This is a genomic window from Acidobacteriota bacterium (assembly GCA_018001935.1).
Taxonomy (GTDB): Bacteria; Acidobacteriota; JAAYUB01; order JAAYUB01; family JAAYUB01; genus JAGNHB01.
The window spans coordinates 1-22266 of sequence record JAGNHB010000040.1; the positions used below are offsets into that span (position 1 = coordinate 1).

At 66.3% G+C, this 22266-nt stretch carries 12 protein-coding genes, 4 pseudogenes and 1 CRISPR repeat array; of the genes and pseudogenes, 8 read left to right on the forward strand and 8 right to left on the reverse strand.

All coding sequences use genetic code 11. The features are described 5' to 3' along the window. Positions 1-26: 26 nt before the first annotated feature. Positions 27-2743: a CRISPR direct-repeat array (repeat unit 36 nt; unit sequence CTTTCCACGGCATTCCCGCCGTGGCCCCATTGAAGC). Between the two features lie 22 nt (positions 2744-2765). The 4 genes from KA419_14290 to KA419_14305 all read right to left on the reverse strand — a co-directional run bounded on the left by KA419_14290 (position 2766) and on the right by KA419_14305 (position 6220). Beyond that, on the reverse strand, positions 2766-2921 hold the full coding sequence (locus tag KA419_14290; protein ID MBP7867106.1) for a type II toxin-antitoxin system PemK/MazF family toxin: 156 nt from the start codon (positions 2919-2921) through the stop codon (positions 2766-2768). A gap of 37 nt (positions 2922-2958) precedes the next feature. Next, positions 2959-3414 carry a tRNA (adenosine(37)-N6)-threonylcarbamoyltransferase complex ATPase subunit type 1 TsaE gene (gene tsaE / locus KA419_14295; GenBank protein MBP7867107.1) on the reverse strand — a complete coding sequence of 152 codons (456 nt, stop codon included), beginning with the start codon at positions 3412-3414 and terminating at the stop codon, positions 2959-2961. Positions 3415-3418: 4 nt separating this feature from the next. After that, on the reverse strand, positions 3419-4987 hold the full coding sequence (locus KA419_14300; GenBank protein MBP7867108.1) for an NAD(P)H-hydrate dehydratase: 1569 nt from the start codon (positions 4985-4987) through the stop codon (positions 3419-3421). A gap of 90 nt (positions 4988-5077) precedes the next feature. Then, positions 5078-6220: an aminotransferase class V-fold PLP-dependent enzyme gene (locus KA419_14305; protein MBP7867109.1), complete on the reverse strand. Its 1143-nt coding sequence runs from the start codon at positions 6218-6220 to the stop codon at positions 5078-5080. Positions 6221-6369: 149 nt separating this feature from the next. Here KA419_14305 and KA419_14310 point away from each other — a divergent pair, with 149 nt between their 5' ends. Continuing rightward, positions 6370-6606 carry a hypothetical protein gene (locus KA419_14310; protein ID MBP7867110.1) on the forward strand — a complete coding sequence of 79 codons (237 nt, stop codon included), beginning with the start codon at positions 6370-6372 and terminating at the stop codon, positions 6604-6606. 1 nt (position 6607) lies between these two features. Here the strand turns inward: KA419_14310 and KA419_14315 are convergent, their stop codons facing one another. After that, positions 6608-7516: a hypothetical protein gene (locus KA419_14315; GenBank protein ID MBP7867111.1), complete on the reverse strand. Its 909-nt coding sequence runs from the start codon at positions 7514-7516 to the stop codon at positions 6608-6610. Between the two features lie 58 nt (positions 7517-7574). Next, entirely contained in the window at positions 7575-10133 is a 2559-nt protein-coding gene (glgP, locus tag KA419_14320; GenBank protein MBP7867112.1) for an alpha-glucan family phosphorylase, read from the reverse strand. Between the two features lie 191 nt (positions 10134-10324). Here glgP and KA419_14325 point away from each other — a divergent pair, with 191 nt between their 5' ends. The 7 genes and pseudogenes from KA419_14325 (at position 10325) to KA419_14355 (ending at position 18678) form a co-directional block, all read left to right on the forward strand. Continuing rightward, entirely contained in the window at positions 10325-11266 is a 942-nt protein-coding gene (locus KA419_14325) for a hypothetical protein (GenBank protein ID MBP7867113.1), read from the forward strand. Positions 11267-12030: 764 nt separating this feature from the next. Continuing rightward, positions 12031-14094, forward strand: coding sequence for a hypothetical protein (locus KA419_14330; GenBank protein MBP7867114.1), 2064 nt, complete (start codon positions 12031-12033; stop codon positions 14092-14094). An 879-nt stretch (positions 14095-14973) separates the two neighbouring features. Beyond that, a pseudogene (locus tag KA419_14335) lies at positions 14974-15630 on the forward strand (hypothetical protein). A 984-nt stretch (positions 15631-16614) separates the two neighbouring features. Then, positions 16615-17172, forward strand: a pseudogene (locus tag KA419_14340) (PKD domain-containing protein). After that, positions 17152-17784, forward strand: a pseudogene (locus KA419_14345) (pre-peptidase C-terminal domain-containing protein). The pseudogenes KA419_14340 and KA419_14345 overlap by 21 nt, the downstream one beginning before the upstream one ends. Positions 17785-17970: 186 nt before the next feature. Beyond that, a pseudogene (locus tag KA419_14350) lies at positions 17971-18312 on the forward strand (PPC domain-containing protein). Between the two features lie 141 nt (positions 18313-18453). Beyond that, positions 18454-18678, forward strand: coding sequence for a PPC domain-containing protein (locus tag KA419_14355; protein MBP7867115.1), 225 nt, complete (start codon positions 18454-18456; stop codon positions 18676-18678). 113 nt (positions 18679-18791) lie between these two features. Here the strand turns inward: KA419_14355 and KA419_14360 are convergent, their stop codons facing one another. Next, a complete protein-coding gene (locus KA419_14360) occupies positions 18792-21056 on the reverse strand; it encodes a PAS domain S-box protein (protein ID MBP7867116.1) in 2265 nt (754 codons plus the stop codon). 166 nt (positions 21057-21222) lie between these two features. After that, positions 21223-22134, reverse strand: coding sequence for a glycosyltransferase family 2 protein (locus tag KA419_14365; protein MBP7867117.1), 912 nt, complete (start codon positions 22132-22134; stop codon positions 21223-21225). Positions 22135-22266 lie beyond the last annotated feature (132 nt).

The window sequence follows — 22266 nt, forward strand, 5'->3', positions numbered from 1 at the left end:
CGGGAGGGTCCCCCACCCACCTCCCACTTTCCACGGCATTCCCGCCGTGGCCCCATTGAAGCTAGGGCGCGCCCTTCTCCTGGGCGACCAGGAGGAACCTTTCCACGGCATTCCCGCCGTGGCCCCACTGAAGCGGGTCCGCGGCCGGCCGCGCTTGTCCCACTCCACGACTTTCCACGGCATTCCCGCCGTGGCCCCATTGAAGCGAGAATGTCTTCGCCCCGACGTAGATCGAGCTGGTCCCCTTTCCACGGCATTCCCGCCGTGGCCCCATTGAAGCGCCGCTTTATCGCGTTGCAGCTTGAGCTGGGACACGACTTTCCACGGCATTCCCGCCGTGGCCCCATTGAAGCGCCGTCGCGTCGATCATCGGGGCGCCCAGGGCGGTCTTTCCACGGCATTCCCGCCGTGGCCCCATTGAAGCGTGGTGATGAGCCAGGAGCCGCGGCGTTCGTCGAGCTTTCCACGGCATTCCCGCCGTGGCCCCATTGAAGCTTACTGCGCCTGTGAGGATTGCGTGGAACAGATCGGCTTTCCACGGCATTCCCGCCGTGGCCCCATTGAAGCGCTTTATGGGGGGTTCCACGCGACAGATCCAGCGTCCTTTCCACGGCATTCCCGCCGTGGCCCCATTGAAGCAACGGAAGTCGGCACGGTGCAATCGGTTATTGTCAACTTTCCACGGCATTCCCGCCGTGGCCCCATTGAAGCACGAAAACGCCCCACCCGTCCACCTGCTGATCGCGGACTTTCCACGGCATTCCCGCCGTGGCCCCATTGAAGCATCAGATGGTGGCTGAGCCAGGTTTTGTCTATCTCGGCTTTCCACGGCATTCCCGCCGTGGCCCCATTGAAGCACGCCCGAGACGCGCGAAAAGATCAAAGCCGCTTTCTTTCCACGGCATTCCCGCCGTGGCCCCATTGAAGCAGATTGCGTTGGCCCGCTTACGCAAGGATCGAGCCCTTTCCACGGCATTCCCGCCGTGGCCCCATTGAAGCTACACGAAGATCTACTCCCTCGCCAGCGACTCCCGTCTTTCCACGGCATTCCCGCCGTGGCCCCATTGAAGCTGGAGCAGCAGCAGGGCTGTTGCATCGTGCTCGAGCTTTCCACGGCATTCCCGCCGTGGCCCCATTGAAGCGTCGGTTGCTACCTCTGCTGCCTCGGCCACGGCCAGACTTTCCACGGCATTCCCGCCGTGGCCCCATTGAAGCACTTTAGACTTAATAAGACGGTGCTAATCAGTATCTTACTTTCCACGGCATTCCCGCCGTGGCCCCATTGAAGCTTCATCAGTGGCAGGCAACATGCCCAGAGATTTCATGCTTTCCACGGCATTCCCGCCGTGGCCCCATTGAAGCGAGATCGTCGGGGGATGGGCGTGCCTGCCCGCCGGGCTTTCCACGGCATTCCCGCCGTGGCCCCATTGAAGCGAGGCTCTTTTTCTCCGTGAAGAGGGCGGGCCGGTTGCTTTCCACGGCATTCCCGCCGTGGCCCCATTGAAGCCTGAGCCGCCGCCGTGACCACCTGCACGGCAAGCGGAACTTTCCACGGCATTCCCGCCGTGGCCCCATTGAAGCAAGGGAAGCTGGGGTATGGGAAGAAGCTGACTGCTAACTTTCCACGGCATTCCCGCCGTGGCCCCATTGAAGCGTTATAAAAGCCTGCCCAAAGTTTCCAATTATTATCCTTTCCACGGCATTCCCGCCGTGGCCCCATTGAAGCGACGCCATCATTGCCAACCTATAGGAGGAAGTCATGAGCTTTCCACGGCATTCCCGCCGTGGCCCCATTGAAGCGCAGTCTTCCGGCGTTTGTCGCCCTTCCGCTCCCAGCTTTCCACGGCATTCCCGCCGTGGCCCCATTGAAGCAGGACTTCCATCTCGGCCTGCAAGGTTTTCCTGAGCTTTCCACGGCATTCCCGCCGTGGCCCCATTGAAGCCTTCAAGATTTACACTTTCTTTTTTGTGCGGTTTGCTTTCCACGGCATTCCCGCCGTGGCCCCATTGAAGCACTGGACAGTTAAATGTAACGTCTAGCGGTGTTGGTACTTTCCACGGCATTCCCGCCGTGGCCCCATTGAAGCTACAGGTCGGCCAGGAGTTTTTTCGGGGTCGTGTCGTCCTTTCCACGGCATTCCCGCCGTGGCCCCATTGAAGCAACGGGACGACGACAAGTATCAGTATCAGGGGGCCGACTTTCCACGGCATTCCCGCCGTGGCCCCATTGAAGCTGGTGCGTGCCGCCGGTAATGTAGACGGCCCCGCCGTCTTTCCACGGCATTCCCGCCGTGGCCCCATTGAAGCGGGATCTGTTTCAGGCCGGTCGCGACGAGTTTGCTCCTTTCCACGGCATTCCCGCCGTGGCCCCATTGAAGCGGGGGAATGAGGGTAGTGGTTCAGGCACAACTTGAAACTTTCCACGGCATTCCCGCCGTGGCCCCATTGAAGCATGGTCGGCCCCGCCGGGGGGCATGGGGCGGGGAGCTTTCCACGGCATTCCCGCCGTGGCCCCATTGAAGCTGGACCAACAGGATAGCCGTGGCGTCGACCGCGAGCGCTTTCCACGGCATTCCCGCCGTGGCCCCATTGAAGCTTGGTGTAGTACGGCACGCCGTTGACGCTTCCGTCGGCTTTCCACGGCATTCCCGCCGTGGCCCCATTGAAGCCGGTACTACACAGGTGGCGATGTCGGGGGGGAATCCACCTTTCCACGGCATTCCCGCTGTGGCCCCATTGACGGAACCGGCGTCCGGGTGTTGCCCTCAACTCCCGACGATCTCGTTGAGCCCTTCCACAACGGCGTCGAGTTCCTCGGGGGTGATCCGGGCGATCCGCTTTCCCAGCCGAGTGATCGAGAGGGGCCGGATCTGGCTGATTTTCACCCAGGACTTCTTTGACGCCCCCGCAAAAAGCCGCATTTTACCCGCGAATCACGCGAATGAACGCGAATCCGGCTTACTCCGGGGAGGGGGCCGGTGACTCGACGCAAATTTCCCGCTCGTCGCCGCCGAGGTGACGGAGGGTCACCACCCGGGCCCCCGGGGGGACGAAAGGCAGCCGCTGCGCCCATTCCACCAGGACCAGCGCACCGGATTCCCAGAGATCGTCGATCCCGATGCCGTCGATCTCCTCGGGGTGCTCCAGCCGGTAAAGGTCCGCGTGGAGGACCCGGCAGGCGCCGCGGTACTCGTTGACCAGGGTGAAGGAGGGGCTGCGGACGTCGCGCGGGTCGCAACCCAGCCCCGCGCAGATTCCGCGGATGAAGACGGTCTTCCCGGTGCCCAGGTCCCCCTGGAAGAGCACGACCTGCCCGGCGCCCAGCTCGGCGGCAAGCCGCTGCCCGGACTCGAAGGTCTCGCGCTCCGACGCGCTGACGATCCGGAGGGGGACGGGGGCCGGGGCGGTGCTCAAGCGCTCACTCTTCCTCTTTGACCTGCCGGATGGCCGCCCCGATAAAGCGGATGATGTCCCCGGCGATGAGGGATTCTTCCGAGACCTCCTTGGACGCCAGGTCGCCGGCCAGCCCGTGGATGTGGACGCCCGCCCGGCAGGCCATGCCCCAGGCCTCGGCGTTCCGGTGGTTGATCCGGGCGCAGAAGGCGCCGAGGATCCCGGAGAGCACGTCCCCCGAACCGGCCGTGGCCATGCCCGGGTTCCCCGTCAGGTTGATCCAGACCTGCCCGTCGGGCTCGGCGACGAGGGTGCGGAAGCCCTTGAGGACGAGGTAGACGCCGTACTTGCGGGCGAACTCGGTGGAGATGCCCTCCCGGTCCTCCTGCACGTCGCCGGTGGCGCAGCCCAGCAGCCTCGCCATCTCGCCGGGGTGGGGCGTCAGGACCAGCGGAACGTGGGCCTTCTCCAGGACCGACTTGTCCTTCGCCAGGCAGGTGAGGGCGTCGGCGTCCAGGATGGCGGGCACATCCAGGCGGGGGATCAGGTCGAGGACCAGGGCGGTGGTGGCCTCGTCGGTCCCCAGCCCGGGCCCGAGGGCGAGAATGTCGCGGTTGGCCAGCATGGCGAGGAGGCGGTCGGACGCGCCCTTGCCGCGGAAGCCCCCGGCACCGGTGCGTTCGGTCATGAGTTCGGGGCAGTCCGCGTTGACGTAAAGCGCCACCTCGTCGGGGACGGCCACCGTCACCAGTCCCGCACCGGTCCGGAGCGCCGCGAGGCCGGCCATCCGCACGGCGCCCGTCTTGCCGGTGCTCCCCCCGGCGATGAGGACGTGACCGTAGTTTCCCTTGTGGGTGTCCTTCTTCCGCGGCATCACGAGAATCTCGAAGTCTTCCGGGGTGATGACGTTCAACCGGTGCTCCGGCGTCTCCAGCAGGAAGTCCGGGGAGCCGATGGAGACGGTGTAGAGGTCCCCCACGTAGGAGTAGGCCTCCCCGAGGAGCAGGCCCGGCTTGGGAGCCGTGAAGGTCACGGTGATGTCGGCGAAAACCGCGTTCTCGACGGGGCGGTACTCGTCGGCGAACAGGCCCGAGGGGATGTCCACCGCGACGATGTTGGCGGGGGAACTGTTGATGGCCTGGATCACCGTGCCGAGGTAGCCCTCCACGGGCTCCCGGAGCCCGGTCCCGAGGATGGCGTCCACGATGACGTGGAAGGCGTCGAGGGAGATGTCCAGGGCGTTGAGGGCCTCCTCGTCGGGGATCTCGTAGACGGGGATCTCCCGGTAGCGCTGCAGGATCTCGAAGTTGGCCCGGGCGTCGCCCTTGAGTTCCTCGGACGGGCAGGTCAGGAAAACGTGGGGGATCATGCCGCGCATGTAAAGCTGCCGCGCGATGACGAACCCGTCGCCGCCGTTGTTGCCGCGGCCGCAAACCACGGCCACCTTCAGGGACCCGAAGTGCTCGAAGTGCTCCTCCATGATCTCCACCACGTGGATGCCGGCGTTCTCCATGAGGATGGTCCCCGGGATGCCGATGTCCTCCATGGTCTTGCGGTCGACTTCTCGCATCTGTTCAGCTGTCAGGATCTTCATGCCTATCTCCTCGGTCGGTGAGTTCGGTTGGTTTCGTTCGGTGGACGCCGCGCGGATCGCCGGCCCCGCCGCGGGGGCGCCCCCCGGTGTTCAGTCTCCGCGCAGGATGTCGTCGAGGGCGTCAAAGAGCGCGTCCACCTCGTCGCGGGTGTTGTAGCAGTGGGGGGAGACCCGCAGGGCCCCGTTGCGTTTCGACACCTGGACGCCCCGCTCCGCCAGTTTCGCCGCAAGGGTTTCCGGGTCGGCGCCGGGCGGGGCGAAGGACACGATCCCGCTGACGGCCTCCGCGGACGGACCCAGAATCCTGAACCCCCGGTCCACGGCCCGGCGCAGGACCTCCCCCGCGACAGCCCTGACGGCGGCGGCGATCCGGTCCATCCCCACGGCCTGCATCCAGGAGAGGGAGGCGTGCAGGTTGTGCACGCCGATGGCGCTGAAATTCCCGGTTTCGAAGCGGAGGGCCCCCTCCCGGAACGCGAGCGGGTGGATCTGGAAATCCTCCCAGTTCCTCACGCCCGCCCACCCCACCAGCACGGGCGACAGGCGCTCCGCCAGGTCACGGCGGCAGTAGAGGAACCCGGTCCCCTCGCCGCTCATCAGCCACTTGTGGGCGCCGCACGCCAGGAAATCCACACCGGACCGGCGGGCGTCCAGCGGGAAGGCCCCCAGCTGCTGGATCGCGTCCACGCAGAAGAGGATGCCGCGTTCGCGACAGGCCCGGCCGAGGCCGTCCAGGTCCGCGACGAAACCGTTGTGGAACTGGACGGAGCTGACCGAGACCACCCGGGTGCGCCCGTCGGTGTGGCGGAGCACGTCGTCCACGGTGAAGCCGCCGTCCGTGAGCGGGACGAGGCGTGTCTTGACCCCGCGCCGCCCCAGGGCCAGCCAGGGGTAGACGTTGGAGGGGAACTCCCTGTCGGGGATCACCACGTTGTCGCCCTCCCGCCAGTCAAGGCCGAAGGCGAGGATGGACAGCCCCTCGGACGTGTTGCGGGTGAAGGCGATCTCCTCGGGGTCGACGCCGAGGAGCCCGGCCAGGGCCCCGCGGAGGGACTCCGCCAGGGGCTGGGTCCGCTCCCAGTGCTTCTCGCCCTTCGTCGAGGCCTCCCCGAGGTAGTGACGGGAGGCGTCGAGGACGTGGGAGGGGAGGGGCCCCACGGCGGCATGGTTGAGATAGATCCAATCGCGGGTGACGGGGAAGCGTTCGCGTCTTTCGGGTTCGGGAAATAGCATCGGCAAAGGGCTCCGGTTTCCGTGCGCAAGGCTGCGGCCCGCACGATGGGAAACATTATACCATCCGTATTTCAGATTTGACAAACGGCAAATCATCGTGTAAATATACCTCTTTTCCCCGTGGGGGAAATCCGGATGGAGAGAGAGCCATGAAAGAACAAGTCAATGCCATCGTCGACAACGATACCCTGTCCTTCTGCGAGAAGATCGACGCCATCGAGCGCCTCATGATCCTGGAAGCCCTGGAGCGGAACAACTGGATCAAGCTGAAGGCCGCCCGCGACCTCAAGACCACCTATCGGGTCTTCAATTACAAGTTCATGAAGTTCGGGCTGGAGAAGCGGAACGGGCGGAAGCGCCGCAAGGCCGCCGTCGCGGTGGCCTGACTCAGGGGATCTTGTAGAACGGGTTCGGCAGCTTGAAGGTCCTCTCGGCGTAGCCCCCCGTCAAATCGCTGTCGTGATCGCCGATGTTGGCGATGATGACGTAACCCTTCATTTCGATTTCCTTCCGGGCAGCCGTCTTGAACGGGGCCGTCGAGGGCTCCGCGTAGTCGTCCGGGAGGAGGACCAGGTCTTTCCAGTGGTCGAAACCCTGGGATTCCAGGTTTTCTTCCGTGTCCTTCTTCAGGGACTTCGGCCGCCGGGTGACCAGGAAGATCGCCACCTTGCGGGCGCGGGCCTCGCGAAAGAAGTCCAGGGCGGCCGGGATCGCCGTGGCCCTTCGCTCCTTCGCCCAGGCCCTCAGGTGCGAGGGGACCCTCTCGAAACGGCACCGGAGCATTTCGTTCCAGTTCGAAAGGCAGGTTTCGTCCACCGACAGGATGACCGCCAGCTTCGGCTTCCGATCCCGGTGGGCCTTGTCGCCTTTTCCCTCCGGGCGGTCCCCGTCGCCGTCGCCATCCGATGACCGTGCCCCCGCCCCGTCGCCCGCCCGGGCGTCCCGGTCCTTCTCCTTCTTCCCCTTGTCCCCGTCCGGACCCCCGTCCGCGGGCGCCTCGTTTTGCCGATTGCCCGCGTCCTTCCGGTCGGGGGTGTCCTTCTCTTCCTCTTCGGGCGTCCCCTCGTCCCGTGGGGCGTCCTTGAGCTCGGCGGTCCGGTTTCTCAGGTACTCCGCCGCCTGGCCGAACACCTTGCGGACGTCGCTCTCGTACCGCCCGGACCGGTGGTATTCGACGAAGATGTCGTAACGGGTGAAGAGGGTCTTCTTCTCGGGGACCTGGGCGTGACCGCCGCCCCCCCCCAGAAGGGGGACGACGGCGAGGCACCACAGCCACCGGACGACACGCTGTTTCAACACGACTCCTTTGCAAAACCCACCGGCCGGGGCCGCTCCCCGGGCGGGGGGAGGTCCCTCAGCCCCAGTGGGTGAGGTTCATGGCGAGCTGGGAGACCAGCAGGCTGTGGAAGGGCAGCACCCGGATGGCGAAGCCGAACTTGCCGGTCTTGATGCAGCGGATCTCGCCGGAGAACCGGTGAACCCCCGCGGGGGAGTCCCCCATGAAAAGGAGGGGTTCCACCTCGCGCTCGATGAACTCGTCGTTCGTGTCGGTGGGGCCGTAGTAGACGTCCACTTCCACGTCGTCCGGCGACAGGCCGCCGAGATCGAGTTCCACGGTGACGCGGATGGTGGACCCGATGGGGTAATCCCCGTTCCGGTTGTAGGACACGTCCAGGATGCGGATCTTGTTCCACTGTTCCCGGACCTTCCGCTTCCACTGGGCAAGTTCGCGGGACCGGGCGCACCCCTCCGACGAGAGGATCTGCCACTGGAGGGCGGCCTCCACGTAGAACTTCTCCACGTACTCCTCCACCATCCGGTGGGTGTTGAACTGCGGGATGAGGTTCTTCATGGCGGTCTTCATCAGCCGGATCCACCCGCGGGGGAGGTTGTCCATGCCCCGCTCGTAGAACAGCGGGACGATTTCCCGCTCGAGGAGGGTGTAGATGGACTCGCTCTCCACCTCGTCCTGGTACTCGGTGTCCACGTACTCCTCGCCGTGGCCGATGGCCCAGCCGTTCTCGCCGTTGTAACCCTCGTCCCACCAGCCGTCCAGGATGCTCATGTTCAGGCCGCCGTTGGGCGTCACCTTCATGCCGCTGGTCCCGCACGCCTCCATGGGCCGCCGGGGGTTGTTGAGCCAGATGTCCACGCCCTGCACCAGGTAGCGGGCCACGTTCATGTCGTAGTCTTCCATGAACACCACGCGGTGGCGGAAGTCCTCCCGCTTGATCAGGTGGATGATCTGGCGGATGATCTCCTTCCCGGGCGTGTCCTTGGGGTGCGCCTTCCCGGCGATGATGATCTGGACGGGGCGGGCGGGGTCGTTGAGGATGGCGGACAGCCGGTCGGGGTTCCGGAAGATGAGGTTGCCCCGCTTGTAGGTGGCGAAGCGCCGGGCGAAGCCGATGGTGAGGGCTTCGGGGTTGAGGACCTCGTTGGAGAGCGCGATCTCCTTCTTGGCCGCGCCGCGGCGGGTCAGCTGCTGTTTGAGCCGCCGGCGGGCGAAGGCCACCAGGCGCTCGCGGCGCCGTTCGTGGGTGCGCCAGAGCTCCGAGTCGGGGATGCGCTCCACCCGCTCCCAGACGCGCTGGAGGTCGGGGTCCACCGCCCAGTTGGGACCGAGGTAGCGCTGGTAGAGCGTGGCCATCTCGTTGGAGATCCAGCTCGGGATGTGGACCCCGTTGGTGATGTGGGTGACGGGGATGTCCGGGTCGGGGAGCACCGGCCACACGCTGCTCCACATCTTCCGGGAGACGGAGCCGTGCAGACGGCTGACGCCGTTGTTGTGGGCGGAGAGCTGCAGGGCCAGCACGGGCATGTAGAACGACTCGGTCCCGTCGGCGCCCGTGAGGCTGCCCAGGTTGTAGAGTTCCTGGAAGCTGATCCCCAACTGCCGGGCGTAGGTGGTGAAGTACTTCTCCATGAGGTAGCGGGGGAACATGTCGTTCCCGGCCGGGACCGGCGTGTGGGTGGTGAAGGTGTTGCTGGCGAACACCGCCTCGCGGGCGGCGTCGAAGGAGATCCCGTGCTCCTCCATGAGGAGCCGGATGCGCTCCAGGCTCGCGAAGGCCGAGTGCCCCTCGTTCATGTGGTAGACCGACGGGTGAATGCCGAGTTCCCGAAGCGCCCGGACGCCGCCGATCCCCAGGAGGATCTCCTGGCGGATGCGCATCTCCAGGTCGCCGCCGTAGAGTTCGGCCGTGATGTCACGGACGTCGGGCGGGTTTTCGGGGATGTTGGTGTCGAGGAGGTACAGCGGGATGCGCCCCACCTGGACCTTCCAGACCTTGGCGCGGACCGGGGTCCCGGCCATCTCCACCGTGATGCAGACGTCCTCGTTCCGTTCGTTGCGCACGGGCAGGACGGGCATGTTGTAGAAGTCGTTGGCGGGGTAGTACTCCTGCTGCCAGCCGTCGTTGTTGAGGTACTGCTGGAAGTAGCCCTTCTGGTAGAGGAGCCCGACGGCCTTGAGGGGGAGGCAGAGGTCGCTGGCGGACTTGAGGTGGTCGCCCGAGAGGATCCCCAGGCCGCCGGAGTAGAGCACCAGGCTCTCCGTCAGGCCGTACTCGGCCGAGAAGTAGGCGATCTGGAAGTCGGTGGGCCGCTCCAGGTTGTAGTCGTACTTCTGGCTGACGTCCATGTAGCGGTTGAAGATCTCCTCCATCCGGTCCATCTGCGAGAGGAAACCCTCGTCCGTCAGGATTTCGTTGATCTTGTCCTGGCTCAACAATCCCAGGAAAAGAACGGGATTGTGCGAGCACGTCTCCCAGAGTTCGGGGTCGATCCGGTGAAAGAGGAGCACGGCGTCCTGGTTCCAGCTGAACCAGACGTTGTAACCGATCTTCTTGAGCGCGTTCAGCCGGAACGGGAGGTTGGGGACGACCCGGAAACGGCGGATGATCTTTCTCATGCAAACCCCCGGCGGAAGTGTGGCACAAAGGCGGATTATACCAGAACCCGCCCGCCGGCGCATCTTTTTCGAGAGAGGGCTCGCCGCGCTTGCGCCCGGGGCGCCGTCCCGCTAGAATGCCCCTTGGGCTGCAAGGAGACGGAAGTGCACGGAGCCCGTCCGTCCGAAGTCTGCCCGATGAGGATAAACCCATGAACCCGAAACACCGTCTTTCCCCCCTCCGGATCACGTTGCTCTGTGGGGTCTCGGTCCTGCTGTCGGCGGGAGGGCCGGCGGCGCCCGCCCCTCCGGGCCCGGTCGCCGAGAAGGCCCCACCGGTTGCGGACGCGATGGTCCGGCTCCTCCCCGCGCCGTCCGACCTGGGGGGCTGGGGTCTCACCGGGATCGACCGGGTCTACCGGGGGAGCGAACTCTACGGCTACATGAACGGCGGGGCGGAACTCTTCCTGGAGTGCGGTTTCGACCGGCTGGTGGTCCGGGAGTACACGAAAGGCGAGGCCGAACTGGGGGTCGAGCTCTACCGGATGACGGAGCCCGCGGCGGCCCTGGCGATCTATCTCGCGAAGTGCGGGAAGGAGGAGCGCGTCGAGGGGCTGCCCGAGCGTCACGCGGGCGGCCGCTTCCAGTTGATGTTCGTCCGGGGGGCCTACTTCGTCAACCTGATCAACGGCGGCGGCAGCCCCGGGAACCTTCCCGTCATGGCCGACCTCGCCCGGCGGATCGCCGCGAAGCTCCCCCGGGGCGTGCCGGTCCCGGCCGAGAAGATCCTGCCCGAAAAAGACCGGGTCCCCGGGAGCCTCCGCCTCCTGCGGGGCGCCCTGTCCCTGGACCTCTTCTACACCCTGGGGACGGGGGACGTCCTCCAGCTGAAAGGGCGGGCCACGGGCGCCGCCGCCGTCTACCGCGAGGCCGACGGGAAGAACCGCCGCCGGCTGGCCGTGGTCTACCCCGCCGCCGCGCAGGCCCGCCAGGCGCTGGAGAACCTGCGGGCCGGGCTGGACGAGACCCTCAAGGCGGAACCCTCGCCCGCGGGCACCCTTTCCTTCGTCGACAGCCTCGGCCTCCGCGGCCGGGCCGCCGTCACCGGCAGGCGCCTCGAGATCCGCCTGGACCTGCCGAAAGGGCGGCCGTGAGGGGAAAGGCTGTAGGCTTGAGCGCCTCCAGAGGCAAATGAACAACCATTGATGCCCTCGCAAGCAGTCCTGGTTGTGATCTCACAGAGGCGCGGAGGCACGGAGAAGAATCATAAGGGCTGTTGATTCTGTTAAATACGATTTGCGTTTCTCCGTGCCCCCGTGAGAGAAATGAACTTTTTGCGAACGCATCACAATGGGGAAGAACGGTTTGCTCCCGCCGCCTTCGAGGCGGGTTTGCTCCGGCGAGGCGACGGCTCGTCCCCGGAACGCGGCCGCGGGGGGAAAAATGCACCCTGAAAGGGTGCGGGGAAGGCGGATTGTTCCGGGCCGCTGCTCCCTGGACCGGAAGGCCGGCCCCGGAGATGACGGGCCGCGGTGGGCGCCGTGATGAAACCGAGGCGCGAAGGGACCGAAGGAAAAGGCTAAGCCGACGCGGCAGGCCACGCTGGCGGGGTATGCGGCACAAGCAAGCTTTATAGCGGTCTTTCTTTGCGAGCCTGGCGCCTTGGCGGGAGACGATCCGGATTCTGGTCTCGCCAAGGCACGGAGGCACAGGGAAGGAGCGTCTCCGATCACGGTCAACAGGCCGAGCGCCATTTCCGTTCTCCTGTCTCCCGACGACGGCCTTCTGACAGCTGTCCCATTCTCCTGCCTTATGGGTTCTGTTTTCTGAATTCCGAATGATGCGTTCGTGTGGTTCGGGGTTCGATTTGTAATAGAATTCAAAGCAGGATTCGCAAACGTTCCTGTCGGAGGTTGCTTTGAATAGACTCTGGATGGCCTTCCTGCTTTTCCAGTCGGTGCTGGTCGCCGCAACGCCGGCCGCTGACGGGGGGGAAATGCGCAAGACCCTCCCCCCGGAGGTGACGGTCCTGGGCGTGAGGGAACTGGACGGCCGCGCCTGGCTGGCCACCTCGGACGGCGCCTGGCGGGTGGAACGGGACGGCCTGCACCGCGTCCCGGGAACCGCCGGGCAGACCGTCTGGTCCCTCTGGAAGGCGGCAGGGTCCGTCTGGTTGGTCACCACCCGCGGCGCCTGCCGCCTGGAGGGGGAGACCCTCCGCCGGTTCCCGGACGAGGACCTGCGCGCGTTCGGCGTCCACGAGGCGGCCGGGCGGGCCTGGGTGAGCACGGAAACCGGCACCTGGCTGGTGGAAGGAGACCAGGTGCGGAACATCCTCCCGAGAGAAGCGTTTGTCAGCAACATCCGGGACCTCGGAAGTGTTACCTGGATCGAGACCTTCACCGGGCTTTTCCGCTTCGATGGAAAGGAGGTCCGGCCCGTCCTGTCCACCAATACCCGGAAAGCGAGCCTCTTCCCCATTGACGGCTCCGTCTGGGTTGCAACTCCCGACGGGGCCGTGGAGACCCGCCGCGGGGAGGTGGTCCGGACGGTGCTGGCCGGGAAGAAAATCCGCACCATCGTGAAGGCGGGCCGGGACCTCTGGTTCGGCACGCGCGACGGGGCCTGGCGCCTCCGCGGAAACGATTTCCGCCAGGTTCTCGCGCTCGAGGACGATCCCGAGACCGATTCCGCGTCCGCGGGCATCCTCGACGTCCTGCCGGCGAAAGGCGGCGCGTGGCTCCTCGGGGAAAAGCTGTACCGGGTCCGGAAGGATGAAATTGTGCGTCGGGAGGATGTGGACTGCACCTGGGGGGGGACCGCCCGTTACGTCGGCAACACACTGATCGTGCTCTCGGCCGAGGACGATTGCATCCTCCGGATTGGGAAAACCACCCGCAAAGAGGACGTGGATTTCCTGGACGGCGTCCCAGACATCGTGATCCTTCCAGGCCGGAAGGTTTTGTGGGTCTGCAAAGAGGAAGGGATCTACGGCATCGGGGAAACCGTGACCCGGCGATACCTGGAGGACACCCGGATCCTGGACGCCGTCCTGGTCGGGGAGGACCTCTGGTGCGCCACCCTCAACGGCGCCTACCGCATCCGGGGGGAGAAGGTCGAGCGCATCCCCGACCTCGACTGCGAGTTCCTGTCGGTCGAAACCGCGGAGGGGAAAGTCTGGCCGCTGATGTATCGGGGGAATCTGTTCCGGTTCGGCACGGGGTGCTGCACGCCGCTGAGCACCGTTCCCCGGGGTTGGGAGGAATGCGGCCTGATCGGAGGACTTTGCGTCACCTTGCGCGGTACCGCCCTGTCCGCTGCCGTGCGTCCGAAACATCCCCGGGACACCGACACGGACCACCTCGACTTCGATATCGAGTTCGAGTTCGAGATGACCAACGAGACGTCCACCCCGCTGATCGCGATCGACGCCGAGCAGCCGTACGAAGGTACGGAAAGGACCTTTCGCTTCTGGATCGCGGGGATCCACCTGGCTTCGACGCGGGAGAAGGCGCTGGAAGGCAATTATCTGGATGCACCGGACTATCTTTTCACATGGCCGGAAGACGAACGGACTCCCGCCTGGAGCCATCTGCGCTGCCGGCTCGACCAGCCCGCGGCGCCCGGCGATTTGACGCGGATCCTCAACCCGGGGGAATCATTCCGTTTTCAGGAAACCTGTTTATTCCGCGTTCACAAGAATTATCTTCCTGTTGACCTCGGGGGGAGGGCCGCTGGTGTGTCCTCCGCACCATTGTGGGCCAGGGTGGTTCTGGACCTGTGGTCCAGCAACCTGGAATTCGACCACACGATGCGGATGCAGGTGGTGCTGCAGCGGCGATGGGCGAATCAGGGGGTCCTTCTCGTGGGAAACGCATTGACGTCCCAACCAATACCGTTGGATTTCAATGTTTTGCTGAAAGGGTCGCTCGCCCCGGCGCCGTCTCATCCCAGCCCCTCCGGTTCGAAGGGCGGGGATTGATTATGATCTCGCCAAGGCGCCAAGCGCGCAAAGAAAGCCGGGCGCCAGGGGTGCGGCCAGGCGGCGCGAAAGCTTGCTTTCAACGGGTCGCCCCGCCTCCGGGGTGCCCGGATTCACACGATGACCCGAAACCGGCGACATCGCGGCCTTGTGTCCGTCCCTGAGAGACAGGAGCCCAATTTCCCGGAAGACCCCGCCATACTCTTGTCTCGTCCCGGGGGGACGAAAGAGCTTAGCCGGCGGGTGCTCCCCCGGCAGGGGGTGCTCCCGCCGGATGACGGGGCGGGGTGGGTTTTCGCGCGCCCCGGCGGGGCGCCGGAAAACCTTCCCCGGCGGACGGGGCTTCCGCGACCCGGCGGCCCGCGCGTTTCCGGCGCCGCCTCCGGGGCGCCGGTCCTCCTTGCGGCCGCCTTTTCCGGCGGGAACACCCCCTCCGGGGCAGTACCCGCCGACTAATTTCTTCAATCCCTTCGGGATAGGAATGACCCTGATGAACGGGGCCCCTCGTTCACCGCGGTCGAGGCACCCTCCGGAGGGTGGGTGTCCAGTTCCAGTTTCCGGTCACTGTCCATTCTGCCACGGGTCAACACCGTCTCACCCGCCGGTCCTCGTCGGGGTGAGGCGGGCTTCTTCACACCCAAAAGCCGCGGTTGTCCACACTTGGATTTTTTCTCCGAGAAGGGCGATTTTTCGTGGTTTTTTGCTTGACTTTTACCGGCTGCCCTGTTAAGTTCGTGCCAAATTTACGGATCAGTGAAAGATCAATTTCCGGTCCTTCGTCTTTATTCAAATGCAAAAGCATGTGTTGCGTCATTAGGGGATAACGTCACGGAATTCATTCTGGGATCAATGTATCGTCACCATTAAAGGGAGGTTGGGATGAGTGTGAACCGTTTTGCGTGTGTTTTTCTGTTGCTGCTGCTGGCCACCGGCCTGGGTTTGTCCTACAAGGGTTACAGCGTGACCTGCCAGGACCAGGGCAACCTCGTGTTGACCTTCAACCTGGCGGATTACGCCGTGGAACCCTACCAGGCGGACGGCCAGACTTTCTCGAAGATCGCCTTCAACGGCAACGTCTGGACCCGGGAGAAGGGCTTCGCCGAACTGCCGGTCCTCAGCGCCTCGGTGCAGCTGCCGGCCCAGGGGAACTTCAAGGTGCAGGTGCTGGACGACCAGTTCGAATACGTCCAGCTGCACTACCCCCTGCTCCCCTCCAAGGGCGTGATCTACCGCAACCAGAACCCCGGCGAGATCCCCTACTGGATCGACCCGCAGACCTGGTCGCTGCCGATCTACCCCCAAAAGGCCCAAAAAGTCAGTGAACCCTACATCTACCGCGACATCCGCGGCTTGACCGTCTTCGTCTGCCCGATGCAGTACATGCCCCGGGAGGGGTTGCTGAAGGTGCACCGCACCCTCCGCCTGGCCCTGGTGCCCGACACCGCCCAGGAGAGCATCAACCCCGTCATCGTCCAGCGCCAGGGCGTGACGAAGGAGATGGACAGCGTTTACAGCGCCCTGTTCATCAACTACAACCCCCAGGCCGACTACGTCGCCGGGAACGGCCAGCTCTTCAACCACGAACTGGGCGAAAACGGCGAGATGCTGGTCATCTACACCAGCCGCGACGCCACCGCCATCCAGCCCTACATCACCTGGAAGCGGGAGAAGGGCTTCAAGGTCTCCACCCTGCAGGTGGCCACCGGGACCAACGTCAAGACCAACATCCAGAGCGCCTACACCGCCAACCCCAACCTGCTGTACGTTCAGCTGGTGGGCGACTGGGCGGACATCAAGTCCGACCTCGGGACCAGCAGCAGCGCCCCCACCGACCCCATGCTGGGCTGCGTGGCCGGCTCGGACAACTTCCCCGACCTGATCATCGGCCGCTTCCCCGCCGCCAGCGCCACCGAAGTGACCACCATGATCAACAAGGCCATCAAGTACGAGAAGAGCCCCAGCGGCACCTGGTACACCAAGGGCCTGGGCATCGGCAGCAGCGAGGGCGCGGGTGCCGGTGACGACGGCGAGATCGACTACGACCACATCGACGTCATCAAGGAAAACAAGCTCCTGCCCTACACCTACACCGCCGTGACCGAGGCCTACGGCAGCCCCACCGCCAGTTCCATCGCGACGGCCGTCAATGCCGGTCTGAGCGTGATCAACTACTGCGGCCACGGCTCCGACACCTACTGGGTAACCTCCGGCTTCAGCACCTCCAACGTCGCCTCCCTGACCAACGGCGACATGCTGCCGGTGATCTACTCGGTGGCCTGCGTCAACGGCACCTTCCACAAGACCACCGAGTGCTTCGCCGAAAGCTGGTTGCGCAAGAGCGGCGGCGGCGCGGTGGCGGTCCTCATGGCCACCATCAACCTGCCCTGGACGCCGCCCATGCGGGGCCAGGACTACATGAACGACCTGCTCACCGGCGGGTACGACTACGCCGCGGGCCCCGGCGACGGCACTTCCACCACCTACGGCAAGACCACGTTCGGCAGCACCGTGTTCAACGGCATGGTCCTGGCCTACGCCGAGAGCGCCGGAAGCGACGACCTGGACACCCTCAAGACCTGGACCATCTTCGGTGACGCCAGCGTGCAGGTGCGCACCGCCAACCCGACCACCATTGCCGTGAGCAACACCACCGTGCAGAGCGGCGTTGCCTTCACCACCAAGGTCACCGCCGGCGGCGCGGCCGTGGCGGGCGCCCGGGTGACCCTGAGCCAGGGGACCGCCATGGTCACCGGCACCACCGACGCCAACGGCAACGTCACCCTCAGCCACGCCTTCACCTCCGGCAGCGTCACCCTGGTGGTCACCGGCCTCAACCTCACCACCATCTACCAGACCGTGACGGTCGGCGGCGGCGGCACCAACAACCCGCCCACGGCCAACTTCACCTTCAGCGCCAGCAACCTGGCCGTGAACTTCACCGACTCCAGCACCGACAGCGACGGCACGATCGCCAGCCGCGCCTGGAACTTCGGCGACGGCGGCACCTCCACCGCGGCCAACCCGAGCCACACCTACGCCAGCGCCGGCACCTACAGCGTGCAGCTGACCGTGACCGACGACGACGGGGCCACCAACGCCGTGACCAAGAGCGTCACGGTGAGTTCCGCCGCGAACAACCCGCCCACGGCCAACTTCACCTTCAGCGCCAGCCAGTTGGCGGTGACCTTCACCGACTCCAGCACCGACAGCGACGGCACCATTGCCAGCCGTGCCTGGAACTTCGGCGACGGGTCCACGTCCACCACCGCCAACCCGAGCCACACCTACGCCAGCGCCGGCACCTACAGCGTGCAGCTGACCGTGACCGACGACGACGGGGCCACCAACGCCGTGACCAAGAGCGTCACGGTGAGCACGGGCATCACCGAGATCACCAACGGGCAGACGATTTCGAGCCTGTCCGCCGCCAAGAGCACCTGGCTGAAGTACCGCATCAACGTCCCCTCCGGCGCCTCCAACCTCGTCATCTCCATCAGCGGCGGCACCGGGGACGCGGACCTCTACACCAAGTACAACGCCGAGCCCACCACCAGCGCCTACGACTGCCGCCCCTACAAGTCCGGCAACACCGAGTCCTGCACGGTGGCCACGCCCAGCGCCGGCTACTACTACATCGGCCTCTACGCTTACGCCGCCTACTCCGGCGTCAGCCTGACGGCCAGCTACTCCACCACGGTCAACCAGCCGCCCACGGCCTCCTTCACGAAGACCGTCAGCAACCTGGTGGTGACCTGCACCGACACCAGCACCGACAGCGACGGCACCATCGCCAGCCGCAGCTGGAACTTCGGCGACGGCGGGACCGCCACCACGGCCAACCCGAGCCACACCTACGCGGCCGCCGGCACCTACACCATCAGCCTGACCGTCACCGACAACAAGGGCGCCACCGGCTCCACCTCGTCCTCGGTCACCGTGTCCACCACGGGCGGCCCGACGCCCATCTCCGACGGCCAGACCCTGACCGGCCTCAGCGGCAGCCAGGGCGCGTGGAAGTACTACTACGTCGACGTGCCCAGCGGCGCCACCAACCTGGTGATCGCCACCACCGGCGGCACCGGCGACCTCGACCTGTACACGAAGTACAACGCCCAGCCCACCAGCTCCAGCTACGACTGCCGGCCCTACCAGAGCGGCAACGCCGAGAGCTGCACCGTGGCCGCCCCGACCGCCGGCCGCTACTACATCGGGCTCTACGCCTACTCCGCCTTCGCCAGCGCCTCCCTGAGCGTCAACTACGACACGGGCGGCTCCAACCCCGGCGGCGGCTTCACCGAGAGCAACATCTCGGCCTCCACCGGCGCCTGGAAGTACTACACCGTCACGGTGCCCACCGGGATGACCACCCTCTCCATCAAAACCTCCGGCGGAACCGGCGACGCCGACCTGTACGTGCGCAAGGGCTCCCAGCCCACCACCAGCGCGTACGACTACCGGCCCTACCTGAGCGGCAACACCGAGAGCGTGAGCGTTTCCAACCCCGCCGCCGCCGTTTGGCACATCGGCATCCGGGCCTACAGCACCTTCTCGGGTGTGACCCTCACGGTTTCCTACGCGCCGTGACCTTCTCCCGGCCTGCCGGCCCGGCCGGCAAGCCGTTCTCGTCCGACCGAAACAACACGCCGGTCCCCTCGGGGGCCGGCTTTTTTTCGGTTCAACCCGGTTGAAGCCGGGGGTCAGCGTTGGTCCAGGATCTCCCGCACCCTGGCGGTGAGGTCGCTGACGGAGAACGGTTTCTGGATGAAGTGGAGGCCCGCCTCCAGGACGCCGTGGCAGGCGATGGCGTCGGCCGGGTAGCCCGACATGAAGAGGGTCCGGATACCCGGGCGGAGGGCGGCGACCCGGTCGCACAGTTCACGGCCGTTCATCCCACCCATCACCACGTCCGTCACGAGGAGGTGGATCTCCCCGGCGTGGTCCCGGGCGAGCGCCACGGCTTCGTGGGGGGACTGGGCCGCCAGGACCGTGTAACCGAAACGCCGGAGCACGGTGACGGCGAGGTCGAGGACCGCCCGGTCGTCCTCGGCCAGCAGCACCGTCTCGATCCCCTCCTCGGGGGGTTGCTCTCTCGGGGCGGGCGGCGACGGGACCGCCCGGGACCGGGGAAGGTAGATGCGGAAGGTGGTCCCGACCCCGGTTGCGGTGTCCACCGCGATCACGCCCCGGTTCTGCTGGACGATGCCGTACACCGTGGCCAGGCCCAGGCCCGTGCCCTTACCCGTCTCCTTCGTGGTGAAGAAAGGCTCGAAGAGGTGATCGAGGACCTCCCGGTCCATCCCGGAGCCGTCGTCGCCCAAGGACAGGAGGACGTATTCCCCCGGTGGGGTCCCGGGTTGAGGCATGCAGCTCCCCTCGCCCAGGACGACGTTCCCGGTCCGGATGGTCAGGGTCCCCGGGCCGCGAATGGCGTCGCGGGCGTTGACGGCCAGGTTGGCCAGGATCTGGTCGACCTGGACCAGGTCCATCTCCACCGCCCAGAGGTCCGCCCCGGGCTCCCACACCAGGGCGATGTCCTCGCCGATGATCCGTCGGAGCATGCCGAGCATTCCCGCCACGGTGTGGTTGAGGTCCAGGGCTTCCGGGCTCACGGTCTGCTTGCGGGCAAAGGCCAGCAGTTGGCGGGTGAGTTCCGCGGACCGCTCGGCCGCTTTGCGGATCTCGGAAAGGTCTTCCCGGAGGAGGCTGCCCGGGGGCGTCAAGGCCAGGGCCATGTCGGTGTACCCCAGAATCGCCTGGAGGCTGTTGTTGAAATCGTGGGCCACGCCGCCGGCCAGCCGCCCCACGGACTCCATCTTCTGGGCCTGGAGGAACTGCTCCTCCAGGGCGCGCTGCTCGGTGATGTCCCTCGCCGAGGAGATGGCGCCCGCCACCTCGCCCCGGGCGTCCTTGAGCACCCGGCACCACCAGGCCAGGAGGCGCTTGCGGCCGTCCCGCCGCCGCTGCCAGCTCTCCACGTAGATCACGTCCTCCGCCCCGTCGAAGAGCGGCTGGACAATGCCGTAGGTGTCCTGGTCCCCCTCGAAGTAGAAGCCGGCCTCGCGGCCCACGACGTCGTCGCCGAAAAACGCCAGCCCGGCGCGGTTGGCCCAGGTGTAGACCTTGCGGGTGTCCACCTCCATGACGATGTCGGGGATGGCCGAGAGCAAGGCCTCCTGGCGCGCGGAGAGGGCGCGCAGGGTCTCTTCCGACCGGCGGCGCTCCGTGATGTCCCGAAACGACGACGCCATGAAGCCGGGCGCGACCCGGAAGGCGTGCACCTCGTAGGCGCCGTCGATGACCCCGTCCCGGTAGGTGACCTGCTCGGTGTGCCAGGGCGTGCCGTTCTCCGCCGCTTCACGGTAGCGCTCGGGCACCTCGGTTCCCACCAGGCCCGGGAAAGCCTCCTCGATCGTTTTCCCGATGAAGGCGCGGTTCTCGAGCCCGAGGATCCGGTCAGCCGCGGGGTTGGCGCCGGTGAAGACCAGCCGTCCGCCGGGGTCCAGCCGGTAGAAATGAATACCGATCGGCAGGGAGTCCAGGATGTCCCGGGTCCGCTGCTCCGACGCCAACAGCGCCGCCTCGGCCCGCTTGCGCCGCGTGATGTCCTCCGCGACGGCGATGTGAAACCGCGCCGTCCCGTCCGGCCGACGAAAGGGCGAGACGGTGAGGCTCACCCAGACGTCGCTCCCGTCCTTGCGGACGTAACGCTTTTCCATGTTGAATTCGGTGATCCGGCCCTCCTCCAGGAGGTGGTGCTTCTCCAGGTCCTCCCGGAGATCGTCGCGGTGAGTGAGGGTCTGCCAGTCCGTGGCTTCCAGCTCGGCCCGGGAGTAGCCCAGGATGTCGCTGTAGCGCTGGTTGACGCGAACGAAGCGCCCGGAGCGGGCGTCCACCAGGGCCAGGCCGACAGCCACCTGCTCAAAGTCGATGGCATCGTCCCGGGAGGGGGTTTGGGCTTCCATCGATCACCTCCGGCCTACCCGCAGATTGCGGTGAAATGCCGGGCTGCGCGGGAAAATTTCGGTTGCAGCCCACGGCCTGACGATCGGGATTACACACGACCCGATTTTATCCTGCGTTCGGTGCGGGATCAACCGGGAAAACCACATCGAGGCCCCGAATGACGGGTCATTTCATCCCGGGCGCCAGCGAGCGAAGGAAAAGGCGCGCGAAGGCGGCGCGGGCGGGGGGGGCGCACAGGGAGCCCAGGCAGCGCCAGAGCATGCCCGCCGGAAACAGGCAGCGGTAGAACCACCCGAAAACCGGGTAGCGCTTCCGGTAGAACCGGAGCGCGTTGGTCCAGTAGTGCCGGGCGAAAGGCCCCTCGCCGAGGGCGGTGGCCGAGTAGCCGCCTTCGTGGACGAAGCGGGCCCCCGGGACCCGGACCGTTCGGCTCCCCCGGTCGTGAAGCCGGGCGGCGAGGTCGACGTCCTCGAACCAGGCGGGGTGGAACCGTTCGTCGAACCCCCCGGCCGCCTCGAAGACGTCGCGCCGGAGCATCCAGCACGCCGCGGCGGGCTGCTCCACGGCAACGGGGGCCGCCACGTCGAGGTCCAGGCAGAAGTGACGGCGAAACGTCCGGGTGTGCCGACGGATGACGGGAGGAAGCAGCAGTTCCGCCAGCGCCCAGGTGCGCGTGGGGAGCCGGCGGAACTGGAAACGCTCGGGGGGGCGCCCGTCGGGCCCCACGAGCACGCCGCACGCCCCGTCCGCATCCCCCGGGGCGGAGAAGCCGTCGAGGAGGGCCCGGAGGTTCCCGGGGGGGTGCACGATGTCCGGGTTCAGGAAGAGGAGGAGCGGCGCCGAGCCTTCCCGGGCCCCGCGGTTGCACCCGGCGGCAAAGCCGGCGTTCCGGGGAAGGCGGACCAGGCGGGTCCCGGGCCCCTCCGCCCCCTCCGCGCTGCCGTCGTCGGAGGCGTTGTCCACCACGAAAATCTCCACCCCCGCCAGGTCGCCGCCGGCGCGGAGACTCTCCAGGTTCCGGCGGAGCCGGTCTCCCGAGTTCCAGTTCACGATGACGATGTCCAGACGTGGCGGCATACCCGGTTCCCCGCCCCCATTCTACACGCAACCGCCGCCCGGGCAGGATCTTTTTCTTCCCTCCGCCGCCCAGGCCTGACGCGGTCGCAAAAAGCCCGGACTTTGATCTCACAGAGGCACGGGGGCACGGAG

Coding starts and splice junctions, on each gene's coding strand:
- KA419_14300 (MBP7867108.1), bottom strand. CDS start 4,987: ATGAAGATCCTGACAGCTGAACAGATGCGAGAAGTCGACCGCAAGACC.
- KA419_14360 (MBP7867116.1), bottom strand. CDS start 21,056: ATGGAAGCCCAAACCCCCTCCCGGGACGATGCCATCGACTTTGAGCAG.
- KA419_14310 (MBP7867110.1), top strand. CDS start 6,370: ATGAAAGAACAAGTCAATGCCATCGTCGACAACGATACCCTGTCCTTC.
- KA419_14325 (MBP7867113.1), top strand. CDS start 10,325: ATGAACCCGAAACACCGTCTTTCCCCCCTCCGGATCACGTTGCTCTGT.
- KA419_14355 (MBP7867115.1), top strand. CDS start 18,454: ATGACCACCCTCTCCATCAAAACCTCCGGCGGAACCGGCGACGCCGAC.
- KA419_14305 (MBP7867109.1), bottom strand. CDS start 6,220: ATGCTATTTCCCGAACCCGAAAGACGCGAACGCTTCCCCGTCACCCGC.
- KA419_14365 (MBP7867117.1), bottom strand. CDS start 22,134: ATGCCGCCACGTCTGGACATCGTCATCGTGAACTGGAACTCGGGAGAC.
- KA419_14290 (MBP7867106.1), bottom strand. CDS start 2,921: ATGCGGCTTTTTGCGGGGGCGTCAAAGAAGTCCTGGGTGAAAATCAGC.
- glgP (MBP7867112.1), bottom strand. CDS start 10,133: ATGAGAAAGATCATCCGCCGTTTCCGGGTCGTCCCCAACCTCCCGTTC.